Consider the following 24873-nt stretch of genomic DNA (forward strand, 5'->3'; position numbering starts at 1 on the left):
ACGCTGCCCTGTGGCCATCGCACCGCACCCTCGAGAAGGGCTCCCGAGGAGGCACCGGCGTTGCGAGCCAGGATGGCAATCACGTTCCGACCAGGCACCAGGTATGGCTTGATGCCGACCAGCTCCGGGGTCTTCCAGCCGTCGGTGTCGCTCGTTTCGGTAACCTGTTGGCCATTGACGAAGAGGGTGTAGGCGTCATCGACGGTGAGCTGCACCTGCGCCGCGGTGAGTTGCTCCGGTGAGACTGGTAGATCGAAAGCTCTGCGCAGGTAGGCTGAGACATCGGGCTTGTTGAGTGTGGCTGTGGCCCAGATCCAACTCGCGCGCCAGGTCTCGAAGGGCGCGGAGGACTCGTCCGGCGCTTCGTAGGTGTGCCTCAGGCTGACCATGTCCCACCAGCCGCGGACCCCGGTGCCTTCGAGGATCAGGCTGAGGTCGGCTGAAGCGGCCGTTCGCGGGACGTCCAGATCGCCGACCAGACGCGTCGTCGGCTTGCGGTCCCGCACCTCAACCCGCCCAGGTTCGTCGGGCAGGGGCTTGCCGAAGACGTCGAGGTAACCCAGCGTCGCGCACGCGCGTGTCGCCGTGCCCTCCACGGTCAAGTCGGCTTCGAGGTGGTAGGTCCCGAGGTTGTCCAGAGGCACCCGCGTCGTCAGAATCGCCTGCCCCTTGTCGTCGGTTCGCACCAGTGCCGAGCGAGTGCCTTCCGTCGCGTTCTCCTCGCTGAGGCCGAACTCCGCTGCCTGGGCGGTCCAGCCGTCCGGGAGACCATCACTGTCGAAGTCGTCCTCGAAGCCCGCGTTGGCGACTGCACCCTGCGGCCGGTCGAGCAGTCGCAGGTAGTCCACCGCGATCGTGGCGCCGGCAGTGTTGAGGAGGTCGAGACGCAGACCCGTGATGATCCCCTGCCATTCCGGGTAGACACTCATGTCCACCCGGTACACACGCGGCTCGGCGGAGGCGATCACGAGGTGGCGACTCATCCGCATTTCGCTGAAGCCGTTGCCCGCGCCGTGCCAGAAGATCTCGCCGCGACCGGTGATGCTGCTTTGGGCCCGGAACTCGACGATCTTGTAGCGAGAGGCATCAATGCTGACCGCCGGGGACTCCAGCATCGGATCGTACCTCGTGACTCCTCGCAGCATGCCCCCCTTCGCCTCGAGGGACTGGAAGTTCGCGGGCTTCCAGCCCTCCAGGTCGCCGTCCTTGTCCCAGCGCCAGAACGTGGGCTGAGCGAGAACCGGGACGCACGCTGCAATTGCCAAGAGCACGACTAGAGGCCTGCCAAACATGAAGCACCATCCCTGCAATCTGGAACCCTGGGCCCTAGTGGCCTGCCTGGTGGAGCGCCGCCTGCAAGTGTTCGATGGCGTCAGAGACCCGTGCGCGGACCGCGTACAGGTCGGAGTTGGCGCCTGGAGCCAGTCGCTTCAAGCCCACCCGGTAGAGGATCACACCGAAGTCCTCGGGCACCGAGGAGAGGGTGAACCGGCACTGCCCATCCTTGACCTGCACCGTGCCGGCTGCGACCTCGGTACCTGACTTCACACCGGACCCGGGCGAGGCGTAGGGGCTTCCGTCGACCAGGAAGCGGGAGTACGGCCGACCGCGGTAGTCCTTGTCATCGTAGACATTGAGCACGAGTTGGTAGCGCCCATCGGGCAGCTTCGTCTGGAGGCTGATGGGCAGATCGGAGCGCGTTCCGCCGCGGTGGGTCAGCCATCCTTCCTCAAGCCCGAAGCTCCAGCCCTCGGCCTTCGGGAAGGTCAGGTCACGGATGCCGAAGCCCTCGACCACACCGCAGAGCACCTCCGACAGATCGCGGGCCAGCGTTAGGGCGTACCAGCCCTCTGCAGCGACCTCGAGCTTCTGCTTCTCGGCCTGCTGCGTCAGGTCTTGCAGCATCGACAGGTAGTCGTAGTCCTCAGCGCCCTCACGGAGCATCTCCCACCGGATCGTGGGGACCACATAGTCGACGATTGGTTTCTCCGGCTCCCCCTTGCGCAGTGGCGGGTAGAAGAAGTACCCGTCTCCCTGGCGATAGCGGTAGGTGACGCCGGGCAGTAGGAAGCTCGGCCGTTCCCAGGGCGTCGCATCCCGGCCCCACCAGGTCGAGAGGTAGTACAGGTAGCCGTGGGCCCCACGTCGCCAGATATCCCAGAACATCGAGCGGTTCGTCTGCGCACTGTGGCCGATCAGGCAGGTGGTGCTCACGTCGTAGAGCCAGTAGTCGGCGCCTTTCTGGCGCTGCTCGGCGGCGACGTCTTCGCGGTAGCCCGTGCAGTAGGGAATCCAGACCGAGATGAGCGACTTACCCTTCTCGTCCACCAACTCCTTGAGGCGTGGGCGGCTCGCGGGGTCGTAGGTCAGCGCCGTCCGAATTCGCGGGTCGGCCTGCCGAAGGAGTTCGCAGATCTCCTTGATCGCAGGCGTGTCGGCATCGGCAGGTTCGTCGGTGACGTAGTAGATCGCGCGGTCGAGCCAGCCCTGCTGGGCGAGGTGAGCTGCGATACCCCGGAAGACCCCGACCACCAGTTGGTCAAACACGGGGTTGAGGCTGCCGTCCGGGTTGCGCCTCTCGATGGCGGTTCCGGTGCTGTCGACGAAACGCAGGACGACTTGTTTGTCGCGACGGACCCACAGGTACGGGGCGAAGTTGAAGGAGCTGAAGGCCTGGCGATCGTCGAGGTACCTCTTGGCCTCGCGGTCGAAGCCGGTGAAGTCGAGAGTGAACTCGCCCGTCGGCTTGCCGTCGGCGTCCTTGGCGAAGGTCCACTTGATCGCGCCGTCGGGGAGCGGGTTGAAGGCCTGGTTGCCCGGAGCGTACAGGAAGGGAGACAGTCGGGCACGGAGGTACTCGTCGAGGAACAGGCGGAGGAGGGTTTCCTTGTCCGCGTCGGTCTTGCAGCCGTGGGCCTTGCACAGGTTGCCCGCGGAGAACCCGACCATGCTCTGGAGCAGCGGCCTGCGCGGCAGCGCGAAGTTGCGGACACGAAGCTGCACAGTGAAGGGCGTCAGCGGACCGCCCTTGTCGCTGAGACGTATCTGCCCCTGATACTGACCCGACCTCGCGCTCTCGGGGACGGCAACCGCGATCCAGAAGACCAGATTCCGGCCTGCGTCCTGCGAGAACCTGTCTCCCGCTCGCACCGGCACCAGGGGGTCAGGACGGAAGTCGGGGTTCCCAGAGGGCTTGTCTACCTCATAGGGGGCGTTGATGTCGACCCAGTCCACCCGGTACAGGCGCATCTGCGTCGCCGGGAGCACAGCGCCGCCTGGCCCCTGTAGGTCCCCGAGCTGGATCGTGACCTCCCGGAGACCTTCGCCCGTATCCCGCAGCACTACCTGGAAGGCTTCAGACTCGTTGCGGGCACACTCAAGCGTCCTTCCCTCCGACGTCCAGGAGGCGCCCGGAGCTTGATCCTGCTTGATCTTCTCGATGGCGGGTACGCCCCAGACCTCGGCTGCTCCGGCAGCAGACCCGAGCATCAGCATAAGGAGCGGAAGGACGACAGGCAAGGCACGATGGTGCATGGGTAACCCCCCTTCACCTTCGCCGACGGGTCAGGCCGTCACAGCCTCTACCACGGCAGCAGGTTGCGCAGGTCGGGCACGTCCACACCCGGTAGCTGCAGTTGCGACTTCAGCGACGCGCCGATTGACTTGGGGTCGGGCAGCGACCAGCCACGCACCGAGGCCAGGTCGGAGAAGTCGGGCAGCGAGACATACTCGGCCAGGGCAGGCACGTTCGGCAGGTTTACCAGGCCCATGAGGTCGGGCGCATAGAACAGGTTCGGCACGTCCGTCCCCAGCAGCGGGGTCGGCTGCTCGGAGTCACCGGAGGTCAGGCTCAGGCTCCAGACGTTGTCCGCCGGTTCGAAGTCGTTCTCCTTGGACTGGACGACCGTGAAGATCCGCGACGTGCGTCGGGGATCGAACTGGAAGGTCAGCTTGACATCGGCACTGGCACCCGGCGCGACGGTTCCCACCGTCTGCTCCACAAGCCGACTCTTCTTGAGGTCGGTCGAGGGCAGGCGTGGGTCTGCGGAGTACAGGCCCACCTTGGCGGCGCCGGCGGGTCCCTCACCGAGGTTCAGCACCTTCAGCGCCAGTTCGAGCTTCTGCCCGGACTTCATCGGCCACGGAACCGGCGCCATGTTGTTCGCGGCCAGGACCAGGTCGGGCTGGTTGTGGTTGAGGCCCGCGGCAGCACCGGCGGCCAGCTTGTCCGCCTCAGCCTGACTGCTCGCGACTACGCGAACCTGGCTGTACCGGCGCTTTACCAGGAGGCGTGCCTGCTGCGCCCGGATGTAGTGCGCACCGTTGATCTTCGGCGAACTGGTCAGGATGTGGTTGTCCCGCAAGCCGTTGACCGGGTCGTCGATCACCAGCTCTGGAGGCACCTCGAACACGTAGGTGCCCTGGGGTATCGCGTTGGTGATCTGGCCGATCCGTGCCCCGTTGAGGTGGACTGCCGTGTCGTGGGGCACATAGGTGCCCTGCGGCCAGGCAAGCGAGAAGTTGATCTCTACCCAGGCCTTCTCGATGGGGCTGGTGAACCCGGGCTGCTGGAGCGGCTCAGACCAGGTCCGGCCGCCGTCGCTGCTCTCGAGCACATAGAGGAGGTCGGCATCGCCCGAGATGTCGCTGTGGTAGCTGACCCACAGCCGCTCGCTGCCCACATCAACCTGAGGGTATTCCGAGTAGGCGCCGTCATGGGTCAGGGCACGAGGCGTGCCCCAGGCACCCCCGGCGGTCTCAGCCGAGGCAAACCAGACCTCGCTGGCAGTACCTTCGCCCTCGCGCCAGACCGAAAACAAGCGACCCTGCGCGTCACAGGCAATCTGGGACTCACCGCACGGGGCATCAGCAGTGGACACGGCAACCGGTGCACCGACCGGCTTGCCCGCAGTGTCGAGGGTCTGGCTGAGGATGCGAGAATGGTCGCCGACCTTCGAGGTGTAGACCACGACGAAACGCTCGTCCGGGGTTGCCGCAAGTTGCGGCCAGGCCTGCCATTCGCCCTCGGCACGTGGCAGCGCGACTTCCGGTGCAAAGCTGGTGCCGGAGTCGGTGCTCAGACGCAGGTAGATCTGGCCGCTTCCCGAGCGCTGGTCCTCCCAGGCGACCAGCAGGTGGCCACTCTCGGAGCGCTCGACGACCGGATCGTTGACACCTGCCGCGTGACGAGTGAGGTACTGCGGCGCCTGCCAGCCTCCCATCCTCGGGGCACTGGCCCGGAAGGCGAGGTCGCTCCCGCCCTTGAGCGAATCCTCCCACACCACAAAGGCGCGCGAGGTGTCCCAGTCGGCACAAGCGGTCGGCCACAGTCCGGTGTGCCCGGCTTCGGTCAGTCGCGTGGCACCGCTCTGCCTCTCGTCGCGAGGCTTGGTGAGGAACCACACAGAGGTCAGGGGCTCCTCCCCGCGGGCGTGGAAGACAGCACCCCAGCAGTCCCGTCCGACGGCCACACAGGGCTCGGTGCTGGTGTCGCTCTCGAACTCCGGGAGACGTGCCTTCACCGCCTGTCGAAGGGCCGCACCACGAGTTGCGGGATGCTCGTCGTCCCACTTCTTCCAGTCGCGCGGGGGCCTCTTCTTGACTGGCTCCTCATTCTTCTTCGTATCGTCGCCGCCATCGAACCAACCGTCGATCCAATTCTTGAGCTTGTCCATCTGCCTGTCGAAGAAGCCCTTGTCCTCGTTGCCGCCCTGGCCGCCTTGACCACCCTGGCCGCCGCTGCCGCTGAGCGAGAGGTTGCCCTGATTCGTGCAGCCGGAGCCGGCGCCGCTGGAGCAGGCTGTCGAGTGGGTCAGTGCGTAGTAGAGCTGCTTGCCCTCGGGGACTTCGAAGGTCAGGTCCAGTCTGCGCCCGGCGGCGGATCCCTCAAGGTTCCCGCCCGTCCATTCCTGCTGCGCCGGGAAGGCCAGCGTCACCGTCATCTTCCGCACCCCAGGCGGGAAGTGCGGCGTCACGGTGAAGGTCAGCGAGTTGTGCGGCTGCAGCGCAAACAGGTGGTTGAGTTCCGGATTCGTCTCGAAAAGCTCGGCCTGCGCGCCATCACACTTGAGGGCCAGGCTGGCGGTCTCTGTGCCCTCATTGATGAGGCGGCAGGTATAGTTGAGGGTCAGGGGATCCTGACCCACCATCATCACCCGCACAGGCAACTGCAGTTGGTCCCATTCCAGCTTGAGGGTTGCCTTGTCCTGCGGCACTCCCTGCAGGTCAAGAGCGGCGCCCGCTGCTGCGCAGTAGAGTCCGAGTTGCGCCTCACCGGCCGGAGGAGTGTCGGTGCTCACCGCGTTGACGATAAGCCGGACGTACTTCCACTGCCCCGGCGCAAGGGTGCAGGGACCATCCATTGTGCCCTCACCTGTCAGCCCGACGACCAGCCCGGCAGCAGTGCCCAGGGGCTTGATGACGAAGGACTGGGGAGCGTCGCCGCGGTTGACGACGGCGATGGTGCCACGACGGTCATAGCCCGCTACGAATCTTTGCACGTAGACGTCCTGGCTGAAGCCCACACCCCTGGGTGCCTTGGTCCGAGCGGGTAGCGCGACGGTGCCCGGTGTGAGCCTGGCGGTGCCGCCCCGTACCGAAGTGACGGCTGCCTTGCAGGCATCGGCATAGGCCGCTCCCAGAAGCGACCCGTCGAAGGCTGCCGGGTTCTCCGGGTTGAAGGTCGGCTCCGACCCGCCGAACTTGTTCTTGCTCTGCTTGCCCGCCGCGTTCACCGAGGCTACGGCCATCGCAGTGGTCACGTCTATCAGGCCGCCCGTGAGGCGTGCTCGGGCATCGGCACTGGTGACGGTGCCCACAAAGGGCAGCTTCTGGTTCTTGACGCCGAAGCTCAGTTCAGCTACCTGGAGAGCGACGACGCCGTTGCAGCCGGCCTCCTTGCCGCGACCGACCAAGGTCTCAAAGGTCGGCTTGTCCTCAGTCGCCAGCGCCTCGGGCCAGGCGAGAAGGACGACTTCGTCAGCGCCGCCCTCCTGCAGCCCCTGAACCAGACCGTCGGTGAGATGAGCCAGCACTTCCCCGGTCGCATAGGTGCTCTGCAGACCCGCCACGGGACGCAGTGGGAACACGCCAAGCTTGGCCGCCAGGGCCATCCCCGGCCAGGCGCACAGACACCATGCCGCAACTAGAAGACAGACGCCCAATCTTATGAAGGAGTGCTGTTTCATGCCTTTGCTCATCTCCCGTGCCCTGCCGCGGAGCGGTCAGAGGGTCGCAAGATCGCCGAGAAGCGTGTGTGAGCGGTCCCTTCTACGTGTCGCTCAGCCCCTTCTGCGACTCGGCAAGACTTAGTCGCCGTCTTTCCTTCGGTTCGCCATATCCTGAGGGGCCACCTTCGGCGCACGATGGCGCCCAGGTCGTTTGCCTCACCCGAGGCCGTGCGGCGAAGCACAAGGCAGGGCACTCGGTCTCGCCCAGAAGGGGAATCTGCCTCCTCCAGCGAACACAGCGCAGTCAGGGCTGCAGTCCACGAGACTCCTGCTCGGGCAAGAAAGCAGTCGCCGAGACGCACTGACGGAACTGACGGAACTGACGGAACTGACGGAACTGACGGAGCTGCAGACGGACGAGGACGCACTCATACCCCCTGGATGGATGATGCGATGCGCAACCCAGTGGTCTCCTTTGCCAGGCGTACAGCACGGCAGACGATCCGCAAGTTGGGCTACGAAGTAGTGAAGTCGCCCTACCGCTACTCGGGGCAGGCCTATGGTCCGATCCTGCCGACGGCCACCTACACGCCCTGGAACCTCGACGAGGAATTCCTCAAGGTATACGCCGCGATCAAGGAAGCCACGCTCATTGACGTATACCGGTGCTGGGAGCTGTGGACTCTGACGGAGCAAGCCGCCAAGGTGCCGGGAAGCCTGATCGAAGTGGGTACCTGGAGAGGCGGGAGTGGCGCCCTGATCGCAGCCAGGGCGAGGCAAGGCGGCCTGACCGATCCCGTGTACCTGTGCGACACCTTCCGCGGCGTCGTCAAGACAGGCCCCAGGGACCCGGTCTATACCGGCGGAGAGCACGCCGATACCTCCCGCGGCCTGGTTGAGGCGCTGGTCTTCGATACCCTCAAGCTGGACAACGTGCGCATCCTCGAAGGCATCTTCCCCGACGAGACCGGTCCCCAAGTTGAGGGCGAGAGATTCCGCCTGTGCCATATCGATGTGGATGTCTATGAGTCGGCAAGGGGCGTCGTTGAGTGGATCGATGCGCGCATGGGGGTCGGCAGCATCTACGTCTACGATGACTACGGGAACATGAGTACCGCCGGCATCACCCGGCTTGTCGATGAGCAGGGAGCTCTTCCCGACCGCGTCGTGCTGTACAACCTCAACGGCCATGCCGTGGTCATACGGATTGCGTGAGCTGTCCACTTGCCCCATCCCCCGATTAGCAGGTCCCGTCCCCAGCGCCTCGAATCTACTCCAGGTAGGTTCGGCAGCCTTCACACCATCGCTGCTCTGCAAGGGAGTGAGAAGCATGTTTGCAGGCGTCGCGCAGGTGCTCGACTTCGCGTCTTCTCAGCGGGTAGAGATGATCGACCTCAAGATCGCCGACCTTCTCGGACGGTGGCACCACGTCACTCTCCCCGCCGGTCAGCTCACCGCCGACAAGCTCCAGGAGGGCGTCGGCATCGACACCTCCAGCTACCCCGGCTACAAGTCAGTCGAGGCCGGTGACATGAGGGTGGTGCCCGACCCCACCACCGGCATGCTCGAGACCTTCTGCGAGGCCCGCACACTTAGCTTCATCTGCAACATCGTCGAGCCGATCAGCGGCGAACCGTATCTGCGCGACCCGCGCGGTGTGGCCCGGCGTGCCGAGGAGTACTTCCCCACGGTCATCAGCCCCGGGCGTCCGGTCTTCTCGCCGGAACTCGAGTTCTACGTCTTCTCCAGCGTGAAGTACCGCTCGGAGATGAACGCCGCCGGGTACGAGGTGGATTCCGTCGAGGCCTGCTGGAACACTTGCGCTGAGGAGGCGCCGAATCTGGGCCACAAGATCCCCGCTCATGGGGGTTACCATGCCACGCCGCCCCGCGACCATCTCAATGACCTGCGGTCACGGATGCTCCTGGCCATCGAGGCCGCGGGAGTGCCGGGCCATTACCACCACCATGAGGTCGGCGGACCTGGTCAAGTGGAGATTGAGGTTGGTCTCGGCCCTCTGCTGGAGATGGCCGACGCGGTGATGAAGATGAAGTACCTCATACGGAACCTTGCCTGCCGGGCCGGCATGACCGCCACCTTTATGCCCAAGCCGATGTTCGGGGAAGCCGGCAACGGCATGCATGTGCACCAGTATGTGACCCACGAGGGAAAGTCACTCTTCTGGGACGCGGGGCCTTCCTACGCTCATCTCAGCGAGCTGGCGCGCCAGTGGGTCGGCGGCCTGCTCCTCCATGCAGCGGCTCTCCTGGGGCTCTGTAGTCCGAGCACGAACTCGTACCGTCGCCTGGTTCCCGGCTACGAGGCACCCATCAGCGCTTTCTACGGGCTGTCGAACCGCACTGCCGCTGTCCGCGTGCCAGCCTACTCAGTCAATGAGCGCGAGAACCGTGTTGAGTTCCGTCCGCCCGATGCCACCTGCAACCCCTACCTGTGTCTCGCCGCAATGACCATGGCCGGCCTGGACGGCGTCCGCAGGGCCCTCGACCCTGCAGACCACGACTTCGGGCCCTTCGATCAGAACGTCACCAATATGTCGCCCGAGGACCGCAGCCGCCTTCGCCAACTGCCCACTTCCCTGAACGCCGCTTTGGATGCCCTGGAGGACGATCACGACTTCCTGCTGGAGGGCGGCGTCTTCACGACCGATCTGCTCGATGCCTGGATCGCCTGCAAGCGCCAGGAGATCGCGGAAGTCAACTTGCGACCGGTTCCGCAGGAGTACGTCCTCTACTACGACCTGTGAGTCCTGCCGGACTGGCTACCAGGCCACTTCGCGGGCGAAGGTCTGCTGCCGGAGTCGTGAACCGCCGACGGTGCACGCCAACCGAACCGGGTAGGGACGACCTGCAACGGGCTTCGCGGCCAGGGCCAGCGTCGCCGTCCAGGTGTCGCCCTGCGGCAGATCGCGAATCTCACAGGTTGCCGGGCCACCAGGACCCGGCAGGAGTCCCGCTGCTTCTGCTCGGAGGTCCGCGTCCAGGGGCTTTGTACCCGTGTTGCGAACCCGCAGTTCAAGCTGATCCGGCCCGGCGGGACGCAGCGTCAACTCAAGCGGCAGCTCTTCCATCCCTGACACCGTGGCAGCCTTGAGCTTCTCGGCCAGCTCCTCCGAAGACAGCCCCGGAGCCAGGAGATAGACCGGGCGTCCCTCCTGAAGCTGTACGACCAGCTTGTCGCTCGGTGCTCCTGGCGTCGGGTTGAGGAACAGGTCGCACGCCCGCAACTCCTTCGCGTCGGTCAGGACCAAGGACAAGGGCTCCTGCAGATTCCACAGGGCGGCTGCTGCCCCAGACTGCCCCTCCAACATCACGCAGGCGATGCTTCCCGTCGGCAGCGCCAGTCGGCCGGTCACTTGGCGACCGTCGAGGAGTCGCGCCAGCCCATTGAGCGCCACCAGCCGCGGCCGCGGAAGGTAGTCCTCATAGAACACGCCCCAGCCGTAGGTCGGACTGGTCTGGGCGCTGAACCAGAAGAACTTCTCCACCCCCACCGAGAGCGCCGAAAGGTAGGCCTGTGCCAGGTTCAGTGCACAGTCCTCCTCGGAGGCGCCGAGTCCCAGGTACCCGGCACCGTCAGCACCCGATCCCTGCTCGGAGTGCCACACCGGGACCTTCACGTCTGAGTCCTTGAGCAGCGCCTCGGTGTTCGTCTGTAGCTGCGCCTGCTGGCTGAAGGGGCGGACGAGTTGCGAGTAGCTGTGGTGCGACAGCACATCCAGACTCGCGTCCGCACCGGCCTTGAAGGTGTCGCGGGCGTAGTCCAGCGGCACCCCGGCGAAGCCCACGATCAGAGCTTGCGGGTCGGCAGCTTTGGCGCGTTCGTAGGTCGTCTTGAGTATGCCGGCATAGGTTCCCGCATCCATCGTGTAGGAGGGCTCGTTCCAGACTTCCCAGGCCTTCACTCGACCCCGGAAGCGCGAGACCGTCGCCTGGACGAAGTCGCCCCACTGTTTGAGGTCATAGGGCGGCTGCTGGATCTCCTCGGTCTTGCCCGCCCAGGACTGCTCGAAGTTGGGGTAGTAGCGCAGCAGGATAGGCATGATCTCCATGCCCGTTGCGTTGACTTCCTTGAACTGCCGGTCGTACTCGGTCCAGTCAAACTGCCCCGGCTGCTTCTCCGCCATGCCCCAGCCCCACCAGGCCCGAATCCACTTCACTCCGTAGCGAGCCAGCGTGCCCAGGTTGTGCTGCAGGTGCGCCCCGGATTCGCGTTCCATGTGGGTGTTCATGCCCAGCGGCGAGGTGAAGGCGTCGCCGCGGTGGTCCATGGGCGCAACCACATTGACCACGTAGGGCAAGCGGCTGACTTGCTTGCCGTCGGCGCTCGTGCGGACCTCCAGCGTGAACCACCCGACCCGCGTAGTCGGCACAGTCACCGTCATCGGCCGTGCCGAGAGCGGCGGTAGCTCACCCTCAAAGAGCTTCTCGGCGGCGACTTCCTCTCCCAGCCAGTCCACCACCCGGGAGTCGAGGGTCATCGTGCGGGCGACCTTCGATCCGTTCACTAGCTGTGCCGGGAGCCTCCCTGGACCGGCCAGGTCGAGGGTGTTCCCCTGCGGCAGGTCCAGGGCGAGGCCCAGGTCGGAGGCGTCACTCGCGACGAAGTCCGAGGCATCACCGGCCACGAGCGAGACTGCATCGACGTCGAGCTGCACGTCGCGAGGCTTCCCGAAGCTGACGTACACGCGGTCCGCCGGGTAGTCCTGCGGAATCGCGTACTTGAGCGAGAAGCGCTGCCATTCCGTTGTCACATTGACGTTCTGATTGCGCCCTGGGCGCCGGGCATCCGGGGCCAGACCGGTGGCATTGATCGCGAGGCGGACGTCGGCCGGCTTGTCTGCGCGCAGCGCAACTGAGAGCGTGTAGGACCGGCCGGGCGCAAGGGCGATCGGGTACGACATCAATCCACAGTTGCCCGGTTCCATGGAGCGCAGGAAGCAGCGCCCTGCTACAGCGTCGCTGCTGACGACCGTCCATTGCAGCCTTCCGTCACTCTCATACTCGGGTCGCCAGCCGTAGCGGCCGAACTCAAAGCTGGGATTGGTCACCAGGTTCGTGCCGGGAGCAGGCACCTCGACACCTGGTCCGGGGAGCGGTGCGAAGGTCCTGGCCACCGAGGAGACACGAAGCTCATCGAGGCACGCTTCCACCATTCCGCCGGCCGGATTCCAGGTGTTGGTGCCGAGGCGCAGGACCTCCGAGCCGGCGTTCAGCTTCCCCTCGGTGAGGCCCTCCGGCTTGCCGGCGACGTCGAGGCGACCGTCGATGTAGACGCGCACCTCACGGGTGGCCTGGTCGTAGGTCATGGCGAGGTGCACCCAACGTCCGATCGGCACAGGTCGCGAACCCACGACTTTGCGCCAACTGCCGTCGATCCCGATATAGGCCTGAAGGCCGCCGGACAGACGCATCATGTAGGCCGAGTTGCGGCAGATCAGATCGCCCTGGGCACGCGAAGGGAACTTGGCCCAGCACTCCACGGTCAGCCCCTTCTGGGGCGCCGGAGGTGCTTTGCGAGTGATGTCCACCCAGGCCTGCTCGCCGGTGAGACTGGCGCCACCGCCGAACCGACCCAGAGTCGGCATGACGCCCTGGAGGGTCCCGGCAGGGCCTCCCATCACGTCAGCACAGGCGCCGCCGGCAAGGTCATCAAGATGGTACAACTCGACCGTCTGGGCGTCGGGCTCAAAGGGTCTCGCAAGGTCAGTCTGAGCGAAGGCCACGGAACACAGGAGGAAAGCGGCGAGGATCGATAGCGCAGGCGACTGGATGGACCAGACCACGGGCTCTCACCTCACTGGGGACGGATCGGCACCTCAAGGGCTCTGGGCACCGGCCAGCTATCCTTCGTCTTGCTGCTCACCTTTCCTTCCGCCGTCCCCTGCGGAGGTGTCGCCCGAGGGTACCGGGAATCTGCGCGTGGTTCGCGCCGTATCCGCGCCGCTATCGTCAGGCCGCAGTTGACCCAGGGAGGCCAGACCATGAAGGGTAGCAGACCCGTGAGGCAAGTTCTCCTCGCGCTGGCTGCCGTCGTCGTTGCAGCAGTTACACCGGCGGCCGCGCAGGAGGAGTTGCACGAGAAGATCGAGGGGTACTTCGCGCAGATCCGACCGCATGGCCTCTATGGCAACGAGCGGGCTGCTCAAGCCCTGATAGCCCTGGCACCCTCCCTGCACACGGCGCGTCCGGAGTTCGTCGCTGCCCTGAGCGACGCCCACATGGTCGTGCGCTGGACGGCCGCTCGCGTGCTCGGTCTCATCGGCCCCGAGGCGAAGGAGGCAGTTCCCGCCCTGGCACAGGCGCTGCCGACCAGTGAGTGGTATGCCCAGGTCATGGTCGCCTGGGCGCTGTCACGGATGGGACCGGCGGCTGCCGAGGCGACTCCGGCACTCGTCAAGGTTCTCCAGACCTCGCGCGACCTCTGGGTCAAGCGCGAAGCAGCCATGGCCCTCGGCGCGATCGGTCCGCAGGCTCGTGAGGCCTTGCCGGTGCTGACCTCGCTACTGAAGGATGCCAACGGGTTTGTGCGCGTCGCAGCCGCGACTTCACTGTACCAGGTTGGGCGGGACAACGGGGGCTTTCCTGTGCTCCTTGAGGCGCTGCACGATCCGTACATCGTCGGGCCACGGGTCGCCGCCGATGCCCTGGCCGAACTCGGTGAAGGCGCCAAATCGATGATACCCGCGCTGGTCGACACCCTGAAGGATCCGGCGCCCTGCGCACGGGTGGCTGCTGCTCGCGCCCTGTGGCTCATCGACAAGAACACGCAGGGCACCTCGGCTCTCCTCGACGCCCTGAAGGACCCGCAACTCGAAGTGCGGCAGCGTGCCTCGGAGACTCTGCGACTGATCGGTGCCGCGACGGGTCAGACCTTCCCCGAGCCCGTGACGCCTCCCGAACCGCAGGACACTCGGCCCAAGCCACTGGTGTACAAGGCCGAGGAATGGACGGGGCCGCAGGAGGCCATCGTCAAGAACCAAGGGAGGCCCGACAAGTGGAACCTGTGGTCGAGTGGTGCGCCTGCCTGGTCTCGCGGCATCGTCCTCGCCGGTCCGACGGTGACGGCTGATCGGTCGACCCCGGAGGAGGGTGCGCCGGTCCTGCATACTCACATCACCGGCATCCCGGAGGGCACCTACACCGTCACCGTCGAGCACTCTCGTCCCCTGGGCGTCTCTCTCGATGCGGGCAAGACCTGGCGCAAGCTGGACGAGAACTCGAGCCTGGGCCTCACTACCATCAAGGACGGGACCTTCGACCTGTGGGTCGATGACCGGTACGCTGCGGCTACGAGTCCCGGTCCCGTCTACTACAACACAGTCACCTTCACGCCGACGACGCCTCAGACCCCGGGGAGACCGGTCCAGGGCTGGGCGACGGAACGGGTACGCGAGAAGCTCGATCGCGGTGCCCTTGCTCTCCGCACCGAGGGTGGCGTCTACCTCAGTTGGCGCTTGCTCGAGACCGATCGGCCGCAGGCAGCTTTCGATGTCTACCGCACCGACGGCGCAGGACCGGCCCGCAAACTGAACACAGCGCCGATCACCCAGACCACCGACTTCCTGGACCGCACCGCGCCTACGGGCACCGGGTCTCGCTACTCGATTGCGATCGACGGCAGCTGGGCGACGTCACTTCCGGCGCCGGGGACCGGTGTCCCCTATCTTCCAATCAAGCTCCAGGACAACTACCGGGCGCTGAACGTCGGAATCGGCGACCTCGACGGCGACGGGCGCCTGGACTACGTGATCCGGCAGCCCGACGTCGAGATCTGGGGCTTCCTGTACACCTGGTACCGCAGCCCGGACACTTACAAGCTGGAGGCCTACGACGCGGACGGCAAGTTTCTGTGGCGGCAGAGCATGGGCTGGGGCGTCGAGATGGGGGTATGGTTCGCGCCCTACCTCGTCCATGACCTAGATGGCGACGGCCGGGCCGAGATCGCCTTCAAGGGCGCTGACGCCGACCCGCGGGATGCTGAGGGCATGTGCAACGAGGGCGCAGAGTATGTGACGGTCCTCGATGGCCGCACCGGAGAGGTCCGCTGCCGCGCTCCCTGGCCAAGTCGGGACGACTTCGGCTTCAGCGCCAAGCCGGGTGACATAGCGGCACGCAACCAGCTTGCGATCGCCTACCTCGACGGCAAGACGCCCTGCCTCATCGCCGAACGGGGCACCTACGGCCTGCAGAAAGTCACCGCCTACCAGTTGAAGGGCAACAGCCTCGAGACGCTCTGGAAGTGGGACAACAGTGACTCGGAGCGGGCCTTCCGGGGACAGGGCGCCCACACGCTTCACGCGGCGGATGTTGACGGCGACGGCCGCGACGAGGTCATCCTCGGGTCCTCGGTGCTGGAGGACGACGGGACACCCCTGTGGTCAACGGGAAGGGGCCACCCGGATGTATGCTGCGTCGGCGACTTCGACCCGGCCAATCCGGGGCTGGAGGTCTTCTACACACACGAGAACCCTCAGCAGCAGAACGGGGTCTGCATGGTCGATGCCCGCACGGGCAGGACACTGTGGGGGCGTCAGGAGCCGACGATCCATGTCGGCTGGGGCCTCGCCTCGGATGTTGACGCCACGCGTCCGGGCTGCGAGGCCTGGGCCAGAGAGGACCCCAAGACCGGCGCCTTCAGCGGACCGCCGCCCTGCTGGCTGTACTCGGCGGAGGGCAAGCTGATCGCTGAGGGAGCGGACGTCCCCACGACGACCACCGTCGCCTACTGGGACGCGGATGTGCAGCGCGAACTGATCCGGGGAGGCCGCGCCAGTGACTACCAGGGCGGAGCTTATCCGCCCTACTTCGAGGGCAGCGTGATCGCCGTCGCGGACGTGGTCGGTGACTGGCGCGAGGAGGTCATCACTGCCCTGCCGGGAGAGGTGCGCATCTACAGCACCACGATTCCGGCCGCTGACCGGCGGCCCTGTCTGCTGCAGGATCCGACCTACCGGCTGGCAGTGGATGATCTCTGCTCGGGCTACTACTCGCAGCCAATGCTGGGGTACCTTCCCGCGCAGAACCGCAGCAGTGCGTTCCTCACGGGTCCTCAGGCGGGCCTCGATCCTGCGGCAAGCAACGCCTGCGAAGCGGTAGTGCTCGCCTCACCGACGGAGGCTGTGACAGGCACCTTGCATCTGTCCACCGGGAACGCCTCGGCGGTCATCGAACCGGCGGAGCTACCTGTGTCGGTGCCTGCCGGCCAGAGCCTCAGGCTGCCCTTCTCCCTGCGCCTGACGAAGCCACCCTCACCACTGTCAGGGCGCATGGTCGTCGCGGTCACGGCGTCCCTGCAGTCGGCCTCGGGTGAGAAGCTCGAGGCCAGGACCGATCTGCCGGTGATCGACAGACCCATGACAGGGGTGCCGCTGGTCGGTGCCGGCGATTTCCTCGAGCAGTCCGGCGGCGAGGCACGCCCGCGCACCGACAAGCCCAACTCCGGCGGTCGAGCGCTTTCGCATTGGAACTACAAGGGGCACCGGATCAGCTGGCAGATCACCCTTCCGCAGACGGGACGGTACCATCTCGCGATCCGCTACGCCAACTCCTGGGGCTGGGTCGCCGAGCGCAGTCTTCTGGTCGATGGGAAGCCGCTGCCGGGTGCCGAGACCGTGCACTTCCCGCCGGTCGGCACCCTCCTCGATGAGTGGGCTACCATGCCCGTGCGCCTGACCAGTGGGGCCCTGGCCGTCTGGGAGCTGACGGCCGGGCCTCACCGCATCACCATGGAGAACACGAACGACTGCTGGCTCAACCTCGACCAGTTGGCCTTCGTACCGGTCACAGGCTCTTAGTAGGCGAACTGCGCTCCCGCTACTTGAGGGCTTCTCCCTGCGAGAAGACCGTCACTCGCGTGCGCGGGTATGCAAGGGCCGTCTTCTGGCTGGCGAAGCGCACGGTGTTTGGGCCCTTCATGAGTTCAGGCATCTTGCCCTCGGCCGCTATCTCACTAAGCACCTCGCCGGTCGGACCATAGAGCGTGCCCTTACCCGTGGCGTTGACCTCCAGGTAGCTCCCGCTGGTGAGGCTGGTCTTGAACCCGACCCTTGCCCCGTTGATGGTCACCTGAGGATCGACCACCTGCGCCGACACGAGAGGAAGCGCACGCACGGGCCGCAGGTCGACCAGGATGGAGTCGTGAGCGGGAAGGTTGTTGCACCAGATCGTCAGCGACTCGACCGAGGAGTAGTTGACCGTCTCTCGGTACATCGCGTACAGGCCGCCATAGGGCCAGGCGTAGTCACTGAAGCGGTCGGAGTCGGTCTCGATCAACTCGAAGTACCGCCAGCCCTCGAAGTCCACCACCACATAGTGCTCTCCGAGCCCGCCCGTGAGATGCGAGGGGCTCTTCGCCTGGAAGTTGAGCACCTCCCCCTTGCCGTCGCCGTGCACCCATACACCGAGGCCCTGCTGCGCGCTGAGGTTCAGAGGCGGATCGAAGGTCTTCTTGAAGCTTGCCCACGACCCGCGGCGCTCCGTCCCGGAGTTCGTGGCTGTCAGGCGTGCGTAGGCGATCTCGCCCTCACCGATGGGCTCCAGGTCGGCCTTCACAGAGGGCGCTGCAGTGCGTGCGGCAAACTCCTGCGCCGATGTGAAGGTGGCCAGGGTCACTCCCTTGTCCGACTCATAGGGCGCAGCGGACATCATCGCTTCAAGACGAAGCGCCGGCACCTGGGCGGTGTTCGGGTTGCTGAGGGTCCAGCTCTCGCCTCCGCCGTCGGGTCCACGGAAGAGGTGACGGTCGATCGTCAGCGGGAGGAACTCCCACGACCCATCTGCAGCAGGTGTTAGGGCGAAGAAAGCGCCAGGCTCCCTGAGTCTGGCTTTGACTGCCTCCGAGAAGGTCCCTGCGTGGCGAAGCTCCTCATACTGCCGCACGATGTTCGCCAGGCGTGCCTGCGCCGGCACTGCCGGGTTGTAGCCCACCAGGGACAGCCCCGAGTCCGTCCCGAGACCCTTGGCGCACCAGTACTCGATGTCCTCCGGGAAGGTCGGCTCACACTGCGGCGGCAGCCAGGTCCGGAAGGCCCACCATCCCAGGTTGCTGGGCAGGAACATGCGCTCGTTCACCTGGTTGCTGCGGATGTGCAGGTCGACGAACTGCGCATACGACCGCGTCGGGTGATCCCAGGCTCCGTGACGTGAGCGCAGAACCCACAGGTGGTGGTGGAAGGTGCTGTACTCCACCGCCGCTGGGTGGTCGAGGCGCTTCCACAGCTCCCAGATATACTTCGAGCCGTAGTGCCACGAGTTCTGCGCTCCGCCGAGCACGTCTTCCCCATCGAGCGCATCCTGGTACATCGTGTCAAAGCCGCACTCGTTGAAGAACCGGGCGTTGGCCTCGACCACCTTCGTAAACAGCTCGGATTCTGGGTCCGGCGCGAACAGGCCGAAGCACTCCTTGAGGTGGTAGACCTTCTCCCCGGCGGCGTGCGCAACGGCCTTCGTCCCAAGAGCGCCACGGGTGCAGGTTGTGAAAGCGTAAGGCGGCTCCTTGGAGAGCTCGCGATAGGTAACCAACTCCTCGCCGATCCGGAGCGTGACGCTGTTGCGCACGAAGAACCCGGTGATCGTGGACATGTCCTGCGTGCTCTCGGTCACGGGTATCGAAGCGGCGTCAGCGGCGATGCCCGAGGCGAGAGTGAAGGTCGCATCGGAGGCGAGACCTGGATCGGGCACCGGACTGACCCAGGGTGTCGTCTTGTCGATGAAGAAGGCGTAGGGGTGCATGCCCACGTAGATGCCCGCCTGGTGGCAGCGGTCGATGACGGCCTTCAGGCTCGCCACACCCCGGGGATAGAGCGTGGGATTGGGCAGGCAATCCCCGAACCGGTACGTGCTTCGGCCACCGTGAATCTCGATCTGGTTGAAGCCGACGCTCTTGACCGTGCGGATGACATCGTCAACGTTTGCCTCGGAGGGGCTCGCGAAGAGATACGAAGCGCGACCGAGGGACGAATCCATGGCCCAGGGGCCGCCCATCGGTGATCTCGGCAGGGAATCCGAGGCGAGGACGACCTCCTTGAGCACCTCGCGCAGGTCCTTGGTCGGGCAGCCGATCATCGCAACACTCGCGCCGACGATCCCGAAGCGCGCCACACAACTCGCCATCACCCGGTCGCTGGGCCCCGGCATGGCGCTCACGTTGGTCTGGAGGTTCAGGGCCAGCGCACAGGAGGTGAAGTCCGCCTGGCCGCCGGTCTGGGGGATTAGCTGCACGTTCGGGAACTGCAGCTCGTCGATGCCCTCGCTCGCCTGGACGACCTCAAGGACGAAGTGCCGCCTGTGCGTCGTCACGCGCAGGACAACCGTGGCTGAGGTCTCGACGAAGGTGACCTCTACCCGGTCTCCCTTCACCGAGGCGGAGGCGGCGTTATGCCACCTGCCGTCGAGGTTCACCCGAGCGACAGGAGTTGCAGGAGTCTGGCGACAGTAGTCCTTGCCCGTGGCCGCATCGAGAAAGGACCGGTTCGTTCCGTCCGGTCCGACGGCGTAGCGGAGGCAGTCATTGCTGAACACAAGGTTCGCGTCTCCTTCGGCACCGGCAAGAGACCGGTCGCCAAACAGTGAGGCTGCGCACAGGCAGATCAGGCCAAGCAGTGGAAGGGTAGCGGGTCTCATCCTTGCGGACCTCCGGGTCGCCAGAAGTGGTGCAACCGGCTGCCGTCCTGTCGGGATGCCAGCCAAGGCCTGGGGCTCGTGTCGGACTCGCGCTTTCCAGACCATCCTACGGTCTCAGGATGGTCCTTCGGCACCCGGGGGCATGATTGTCCTTACGCGTGCCACAATCCTCTTGCCTCCTGGGCGAGACAAGCCTCGTGGACCAGGGAGGAGAGCGGCAGGGCGTCGTCCAAGTTACCGATTGAGGCAAGCGAGGCCCGCCCAGGCCCGGATACTTGACTGGTAGGAGACCACTATGCGCGGCTCAGGACTGATTCTTCTCTCGGCTCTGGTTCTCGTCACAGCGATACCGACCATGGCGGCCCCACTGACGGTGACGGCCATCAAGACTGCTGCTGCGCCGGTCCTCGACGGCAACCTCGACGATGCGGTCTGGCAGCAGGGCCAGTGGTACAGCAACTTCACGCTGCTTGGTGAGGGCATGAAGCCCGCGACCGCGCAGACCCGCTTCAAGGTCGCTTTCGACCAGCACAACCTGTACTTTGGCGTCGAGCTTCTTGAGCCGCAGATGGACAAGCTCGTGGCACGCGAGACTCAGCGTGACGGTCGCGTCCACAGCGATGATGTCCTCGAGATCATGGTGGTGCCGAACAGCGCCCGCCTCGAGTACTACCACTTCTCCGTGAACCCTCTGGGGACGCAGTACGACGCCGAACTGCGACAGGGAGGCAACGTGCGCACCACCGAATGGGACGGGAATTGGGAGGCCAAGGTCGCCAAAGGCCCGCAGGCGTGGACGGTCGAGGTCGCCCTCCCCTTCGTTGAGCTGGGCCTGACCGGCGCCTCCAGGGGAGACTGGGCCCTGAACGTGGCTCGCGAGCGCCAGGCAGGTACCCAGGAACTCTCCAGCTTCACCGAGGGACGTGGCGGCTTCCACCAGCCGAATCTGTACGCCACGCTGAAGCTCCCCGGCGCGGATCTCAGCCCCTACCTGTGGACCATGCGCCCGCCCTATGAGACAAGCTTCCAGATGGAGGAAAACGAACTTCTGTACCTGGGCAAGATCCACCTGACGAACGACACGGGCCGCTTCCGCTTCCTCAGGCTCAAGCCTGAGTTGCACTACGCCAGGGCCGGACATACCTCCGGGAAGTCCATCACCCTGGGCCTCGACGCCGGGCAGTCTCGCGAGATCAGCTTCAGTGTGCCGGTGCGCGAGCAGGGCAGCGCACTGCTGCGCTTCCTCCTCAGCGACCGGGCCAACCCGGCCGAGGTCCTCTACGTCAAGCAGGTTCCGCTGACGCTGAACTACACGCCGCTGGCCATCGACATCACCCGACCGAACTACCGGGACTGCATCTACGCCACCCAGAAGCTGGATCGCGTGGAGTTCACGGTGACTTCGGCTCTGTCGCCGCAGTCTCTGGAGGGCAAGCAGCTTCAGGCCGTCCTGCTGCCTGCGAAGGCAGAGGGTGAACCCCGTCCGGTGGCCCAGGCGACTCCGGCGTCCGCTGCGCCGCAGGTCAAGCTCAGCCTTCCCGCCGACAAGCTGGCCGTCGGCGACTACACGCTTCTCGTCACCCTGATGGACAAGAGCGGGCAGGTCGTACACAGCGCCCAGAAGACGCTGAGCAAGCTTCCCCCGGCGCCCAACGGTCACGAGTGGCGCTTCGATGAGAACAACGTGCTCCTGCACAACGGCGAGCCCTATCTGCCCTTCGGGTGGTTCAGCCAGGACATCGGGACGTGGGACCCGAAGGAGGGCTACACGGCACTCCAGAGCTACAGCCGGGAGTACTTCACGGACGACGTCGTCCGGGCGTGGATGGATCCGATCGCCGCGCAGGGCACCTACGTGACCTTCTCGCCGTACAGCCCGGCCTTCATGAACCGGGGCGAGGACCTGAAGCGTCCGCTCAATGACAAGGAACGGGAGGCCCTGACAGCTCGTGTGAAGGCGCTGAAGGACCACCCGGCGCTCCTTGCCTGGTACATGGCCGACGAACCCGAGCTTGTGCCGGTCCTGCCCCAGCGCTCGCAGGAGATCTACGAGACGGTACGCGCAGCCGATCCGTACCATCCCTGCATCATGCTCAATGACACCCTGCAGGGCATCTATCGCTACGAGCGTGGCGGCGATGTGTTGATGCCCGACCCCTATCCTTGCTTCCTCAAGAACGGCCTCGCCGCGGCGCCGATCGAGAAGACCAGCAACTTCATGGAGACCATCAAGGACGCCACCGGCGGTCGCAAGCCCGCCTGGGTCACTCCGCAGGGCTTCAACTACGGCGACTATGGCCGCGCCGGGAACCGTGGGCCGAACCTCACGGAGCTGCGCAACCAGACCTACCAGGCCGTCGTCCATGGCGCCAAGGGCTTCCTGTGGTACACCTACAGCCAGTACCGCAACTATCCCGACCTGTACCTGGGCATGCCCTTCGTGGCACGTGAAATCGCGGACCTCAAGGCAGCGGTGCTTGCCCAGGACGTCCCGCAGGCCGTGACCGTGAAGGCCCCTAAGGCCGAACACATGCACGTGAGTCTGCGCAAGGTCGGTGACGAGCTCACCCTCTTCGCCGTCAACACCGCTACCGAGCCTCAGGAAGTAACCTTCTCCGTGAAGGGCGCTCCGGCGAACCTCTTCGTCGTCTCCGAGGGTCGCAAGGTGAGCCTCGCCGGAGGAAGCTTCACCGACAAGTTCGGCATCTACGCCTCGCACCTGTACTCAACTCGCGAGGCCCTTGCCGGGCGTGAGCAGGTCTCGACGGCCCAGGCTGCCATCGACCAAGCCAACGCCGCACGCCGCAAGCCCGGCAACCTGGCCTTCGAGGACTACGACACGCGCGTCGTCGTCTCCAGCGGCGCCCAGTATGGCAACGAGCCCGATCGCGTCCTCGATGGTGTCACCCAGGGCATGGGTTGGCTCTCGAAGGACCCGAAGAAGCTTGGTGAGTGGCTCCAGGTGATCTGGCCCGCCGAACAGAGCATCGGACGCGTCGTCGCCTACAGCACGAGCATCCTGGAGGCCGAGGTCCAGGTGCCTGCCGGTGAGGGTCAGTGGAAGACCGTCGGCAAGCTCTCCGGCCAGCCCCTCACGGCAGCCTTCGAGCCCGTGAAGACGACCACTTTGCGGATACTGGTCACCGCGCTGCAGCCCGACAAGACGCAGAGCAATCTGCAGGAGGTGGAGGCCTATGCGAAGTAGCTGCCTGGTCGTGCTTCTATGCGCACTCTGGTGCAGCCTCGCCGGCGCGGCTGAGCCGATCGCCTACTGGTCCATGGACGCCCTCAAGGACGGCGTCATGGCGGACGCTTCGGGCAAGGGCCATGACGCAGTCGCCTACGGTCTTGACGGCAAGCTCCCGGAGATCGTGCCGGGGATCGTCGGCAACTGCCTGAGGTTCACGGCCGCGTCTCAGCAGTACCTCGAACTCAAGCAGAGTGAGGGGCTGGCTGCGCCGTCTGCAATGACCGTGATGGCGTGGATCAAGCCGGCTGCCCGAGGCGCGACTTACGAAATCCTCACCAGCAAGGGCGACAAGAGCGGCGACGGTCCCTGGCCGGGATGGCGGCTGCGTTACTTCTGGACCCGGGCAACCTTCCAGTATGGCGCCGCCGACTCGACGGAGCCCGCTGTCTCGTCGCCGGAGTGGTCTGTTCCCGCGGGCTTCTGGAGCCACGTGGCGTTGACCTATGACGGGAAGAAGATGATCCTGTACGTCGACTGCGAGCCGGTCGCCGAACAGGAAACCACGGTGCCCATCCTGGCGGCGAAGAGGGCTATGGTCATTGGCAACTACGTCGGGCGCAAGAGCGCCTATGCCTTCGACGGGCTGATGGATGAGCTGAAGGTATATGATGTCGCCCTGAGCGCCGAGGACCTCTACGTGGAGGCCTCCAGGGGGATGACACCTTAGGGCGACGCTTCAGGGAACCGACAACACACTCTCGGGGCCCGAAGGCCTCGACTTCACAGGGAGAACCCAAGATGGCAGGTAAGGTCGCAATCATGCCGTGCCTCGATATGCAGAACGGCCGGGTCGTTAAGGGCGTGCACTTCGTCGACATCCGCGACGCCGGCGATCCTGTCGAGTGCGCCAAAGCCTACTGCGCCGCCGGTGCGGACGAGATCGCGCTGCTCGATATCACCGCGACCGTCGAGGGACGCGCAACGATGCTGGAAGTGGTCAAGCGCGTTGCCGAAGCGGCGACCGTGCCCTTCACCGTCGGCGGCGGAATCCGTGATGTGGCCTCGGCGGCTGCTGTACTTGAGGCGGGTGCCGACAAGGTGTCCACCAGCAGCGCAGCCTTCCGGCGGCCCGAAGTGATCGCCGAGATGGTCAAGGAGTTCGGCCCCGAGCGCGTCACAGTGGCGATCGACGTGGACGCCAACCCGGCGCTGCCCTCGGGCTATGAGGTCTACGTGGACGGCGGACGGACGGCCACCGGTGCTGATGCAGTGGAGTGGGCCAAGCAGGTCGACGGCTACGGCGTCGGCTGCATCCTCCCCACCAGCAAAGCAGGGGATGGCGCCCGAACCGGCTACGACCTTCCGCTGATCCGAGGGATCGCCCAGAGCGTCAAGGCTCCGGTCGTCGCCTCAGGAGGGGCCGGGGAACTGAAGCACTTCCTCGAAGCGGCTGAGGCCGGCGCAGCTGTTCTTCTGGCCGCCTCAGTCTTCCACTTCGGGACGCTGACCATCTCGGACGTGAAGCGGTACCTGGCGGAACACGGCGTCGAGCTGGTGCGTCCCGTCTAGCGCCCCAACAGACGAACCAAGCCCACCTTCACGGGGCGGTTCCGGGCATGAGCCGCTCCCGCTAGATACTGCCTGCGATTCGGGCCTCGATCCTCCTTCAGCCCCGGGGCCGCGCGGCCCTCGATGCAAAGGTACTCGTGGCGGCCCTGGAGAAGGCACGCCGTGGCCAGTCCGGACCGATCTGCCGGCGGCCGATCGCACACCCTCACCGGAGGCCACCGTACTCATGTCCTCGCTTCGGGCTTGCTTCCGCCTCACAGCCGTTCTGCTCCTCACCCTCGCCTTCAAGGGAGGCGCCTTCGCA

General features: G+C 65.6%; 11 protein-coding genes. 6 read left to right on the forward strand and 5 right to left on the reverse strand.

The window, feature by feature from the left end; all coding sequences use genetic code 11:
- The 3 genes from ABFE16_09705 to ABFE16_09715 form a co-directional block, all read right to left on the reverse strand.
- On the reverse strand, window positions 1-1271 hold a 1271-nt coding region (locus tag ABFE16_09705; GenBank protein MEN6345574.1), incomplete at its 3' end, for a hypothetical protein.
- A gap of 55 nt (window positions 1272-1326) precedes the next feature.
- Entirely contained in the window at window positions 1327-3534 is a 2208-nt protein-coding gene (locus ABFE16_09710; GenBank protein MEN6345575.1) for a glycoside hydrolase domain-containing protein, read from the reverse strand.
- A 47-nt stretch (window positions 3535-3581) separates the two neighbouring features.
- The gene (locus ABFE16_09715) at window positions 3582-7187 is read right to left on the reverse strand and encodes a hypothetical protein (protein ID MEN6345576.1); all 3606 of its coding nucleotides are present in this window, start codon (window positions 7185-7187) and stop codon (window positions 3582-3584) included.
- A gap of 435 nt (window positions 7188-7622) precedes the next feature.
- On the opposite strand from ABFE16_09715, the gene ABFE16_09720 reads away from it, so the two are divergent.
- Together ABFE16_09720 and glnA are read left to right on the forward strand one after the other, a co-directional pair.
- Window positions 7623-8384, forward strand: coding sequence for a TylF/MycF/NovP-related O-methyltransferase (locus ABFE16_09720; GenBank protein MEN6345577.1), 762 nt, complete (start codon window positions 7623-7625; stop codon window positions 8382-8384).
- A 115-nt stretch (window positions 8385-8499) separates the two neighbouring features.
- Entirely contained in the window at window positions 8500-9933 is a 1434-nt protein-coding gene (glnA, locus tag ABFE16_09725; GenBank protein MEN6345578.1) for a type I glutamate--ammonia ligase, read from the forward strand.
- 15 nt (window positions 9934-9948) lie between these two features.
- On the opposite strand, the gene ABFE16_09730 is transcribed toward glnA, so the two are convergent.
- Window positions 9949-12972 carry a LamG-like jellyroll fold domain-containing protein gene (locus tag ABFE16_09730; GenBank protein MEN6345579.1) on the reverse strand — a complete coding sequence of 1008 codons (3024 nt, stop codon included), beginning with the start codon at window positions 12970-12972 and terminating at the stop codon, window positions 9949-9951.
- A 198-nt stretch (window positions 12973-13170) separates the two neighbouring features.
- Between ABFE16_09730 and ABFE16_09735 the strand changes: the two genes are divergently transcribed.
- A complete protein-coding gene (locus ABFE16_09735) occupies window positions 13171-16983 on the forward strand; it encodes a HEAT repeat domain-containing protein (protein ID MEN6345580.1) in 3813 nt (1270 codons plus the stop codon).
- A 19-nt stretch (window positions 16984-17002) separates the two neighbouring features.
- Here ABFE16_09735 and ABFE16_09740 read toward each other — a convergent pair whose 3' ends face one another.
- The gene (locus ABFE16_09740; GenBank protein MEN6345581.1) at window positions 17003-19810 is read right to left on the reverse strand and encodes a hypothetical protein; all 2808 of its coding nucleotides are present in this window, start codon (window positions 19808-19810) and stop codon (window positions 17003-17005) included.
- 295 nt (window positions 19811-20105) lie between these two features.
- On the opposite strand from ABFE16_09740, the gene ABFE16_09745 reads away from it, so the two are divergent.
- The 3 genes from ABFE16_09745 to ABFE16_09755 all read left to right on the forward strand — a co-directional run bounded on the left by ABFE16_09745 (window position 20106) and on the right by ABFE16_09755 (window position 24569).
- On the forward strand, window positions 20106-23015 hold the full coding sequence (locus tag ABFE16_09745) for a carbohydrate binding family 9 domain-containing protein (GenBank protein ID MEN6345582.1): 2910 nt from the start codon (window positions 20106-20108) through the stop codon (window positions 23013-23015).
- Complete coding sequence (locus tag ABFE16_09750) at window positions 23005-23727, forward strand: LamG domain-containing protein (GenBank protein ID MEN6345583.1); 723 nt, start codon at window positions 23005-23007, stop codon at window positions 23725-23727. The genes ABFE16_09745 and ABFE16_09750 overlap by 11 nt, the downstream gene beginning before the upstream one ends.
- Window positions 23728-23798: 71 nt before the next feature.
- On the forward strand, window positions 23799-24569 hold the full coding sequence (locus tag ABFE16_09755) for an imidazole glycerol phosphate synthase cyclase subunit (protein ID MEN6345584.1): 771 nt from the start codon (window positions 23799-23801) through the stop codon (window positions 24567-24569).
- Window positions 24570-24873: the final 304 nt, after the last annotated feature.

This window comes from Armatimonadia bacterium, from assembly GCA_039679385.1.
In the GTDB taxonomy this organism is placed as follows: Bacteria; Armatimonadota; Zipacnadia; order Zipacnadales; family JABUFB01; genus JAJFTQ01.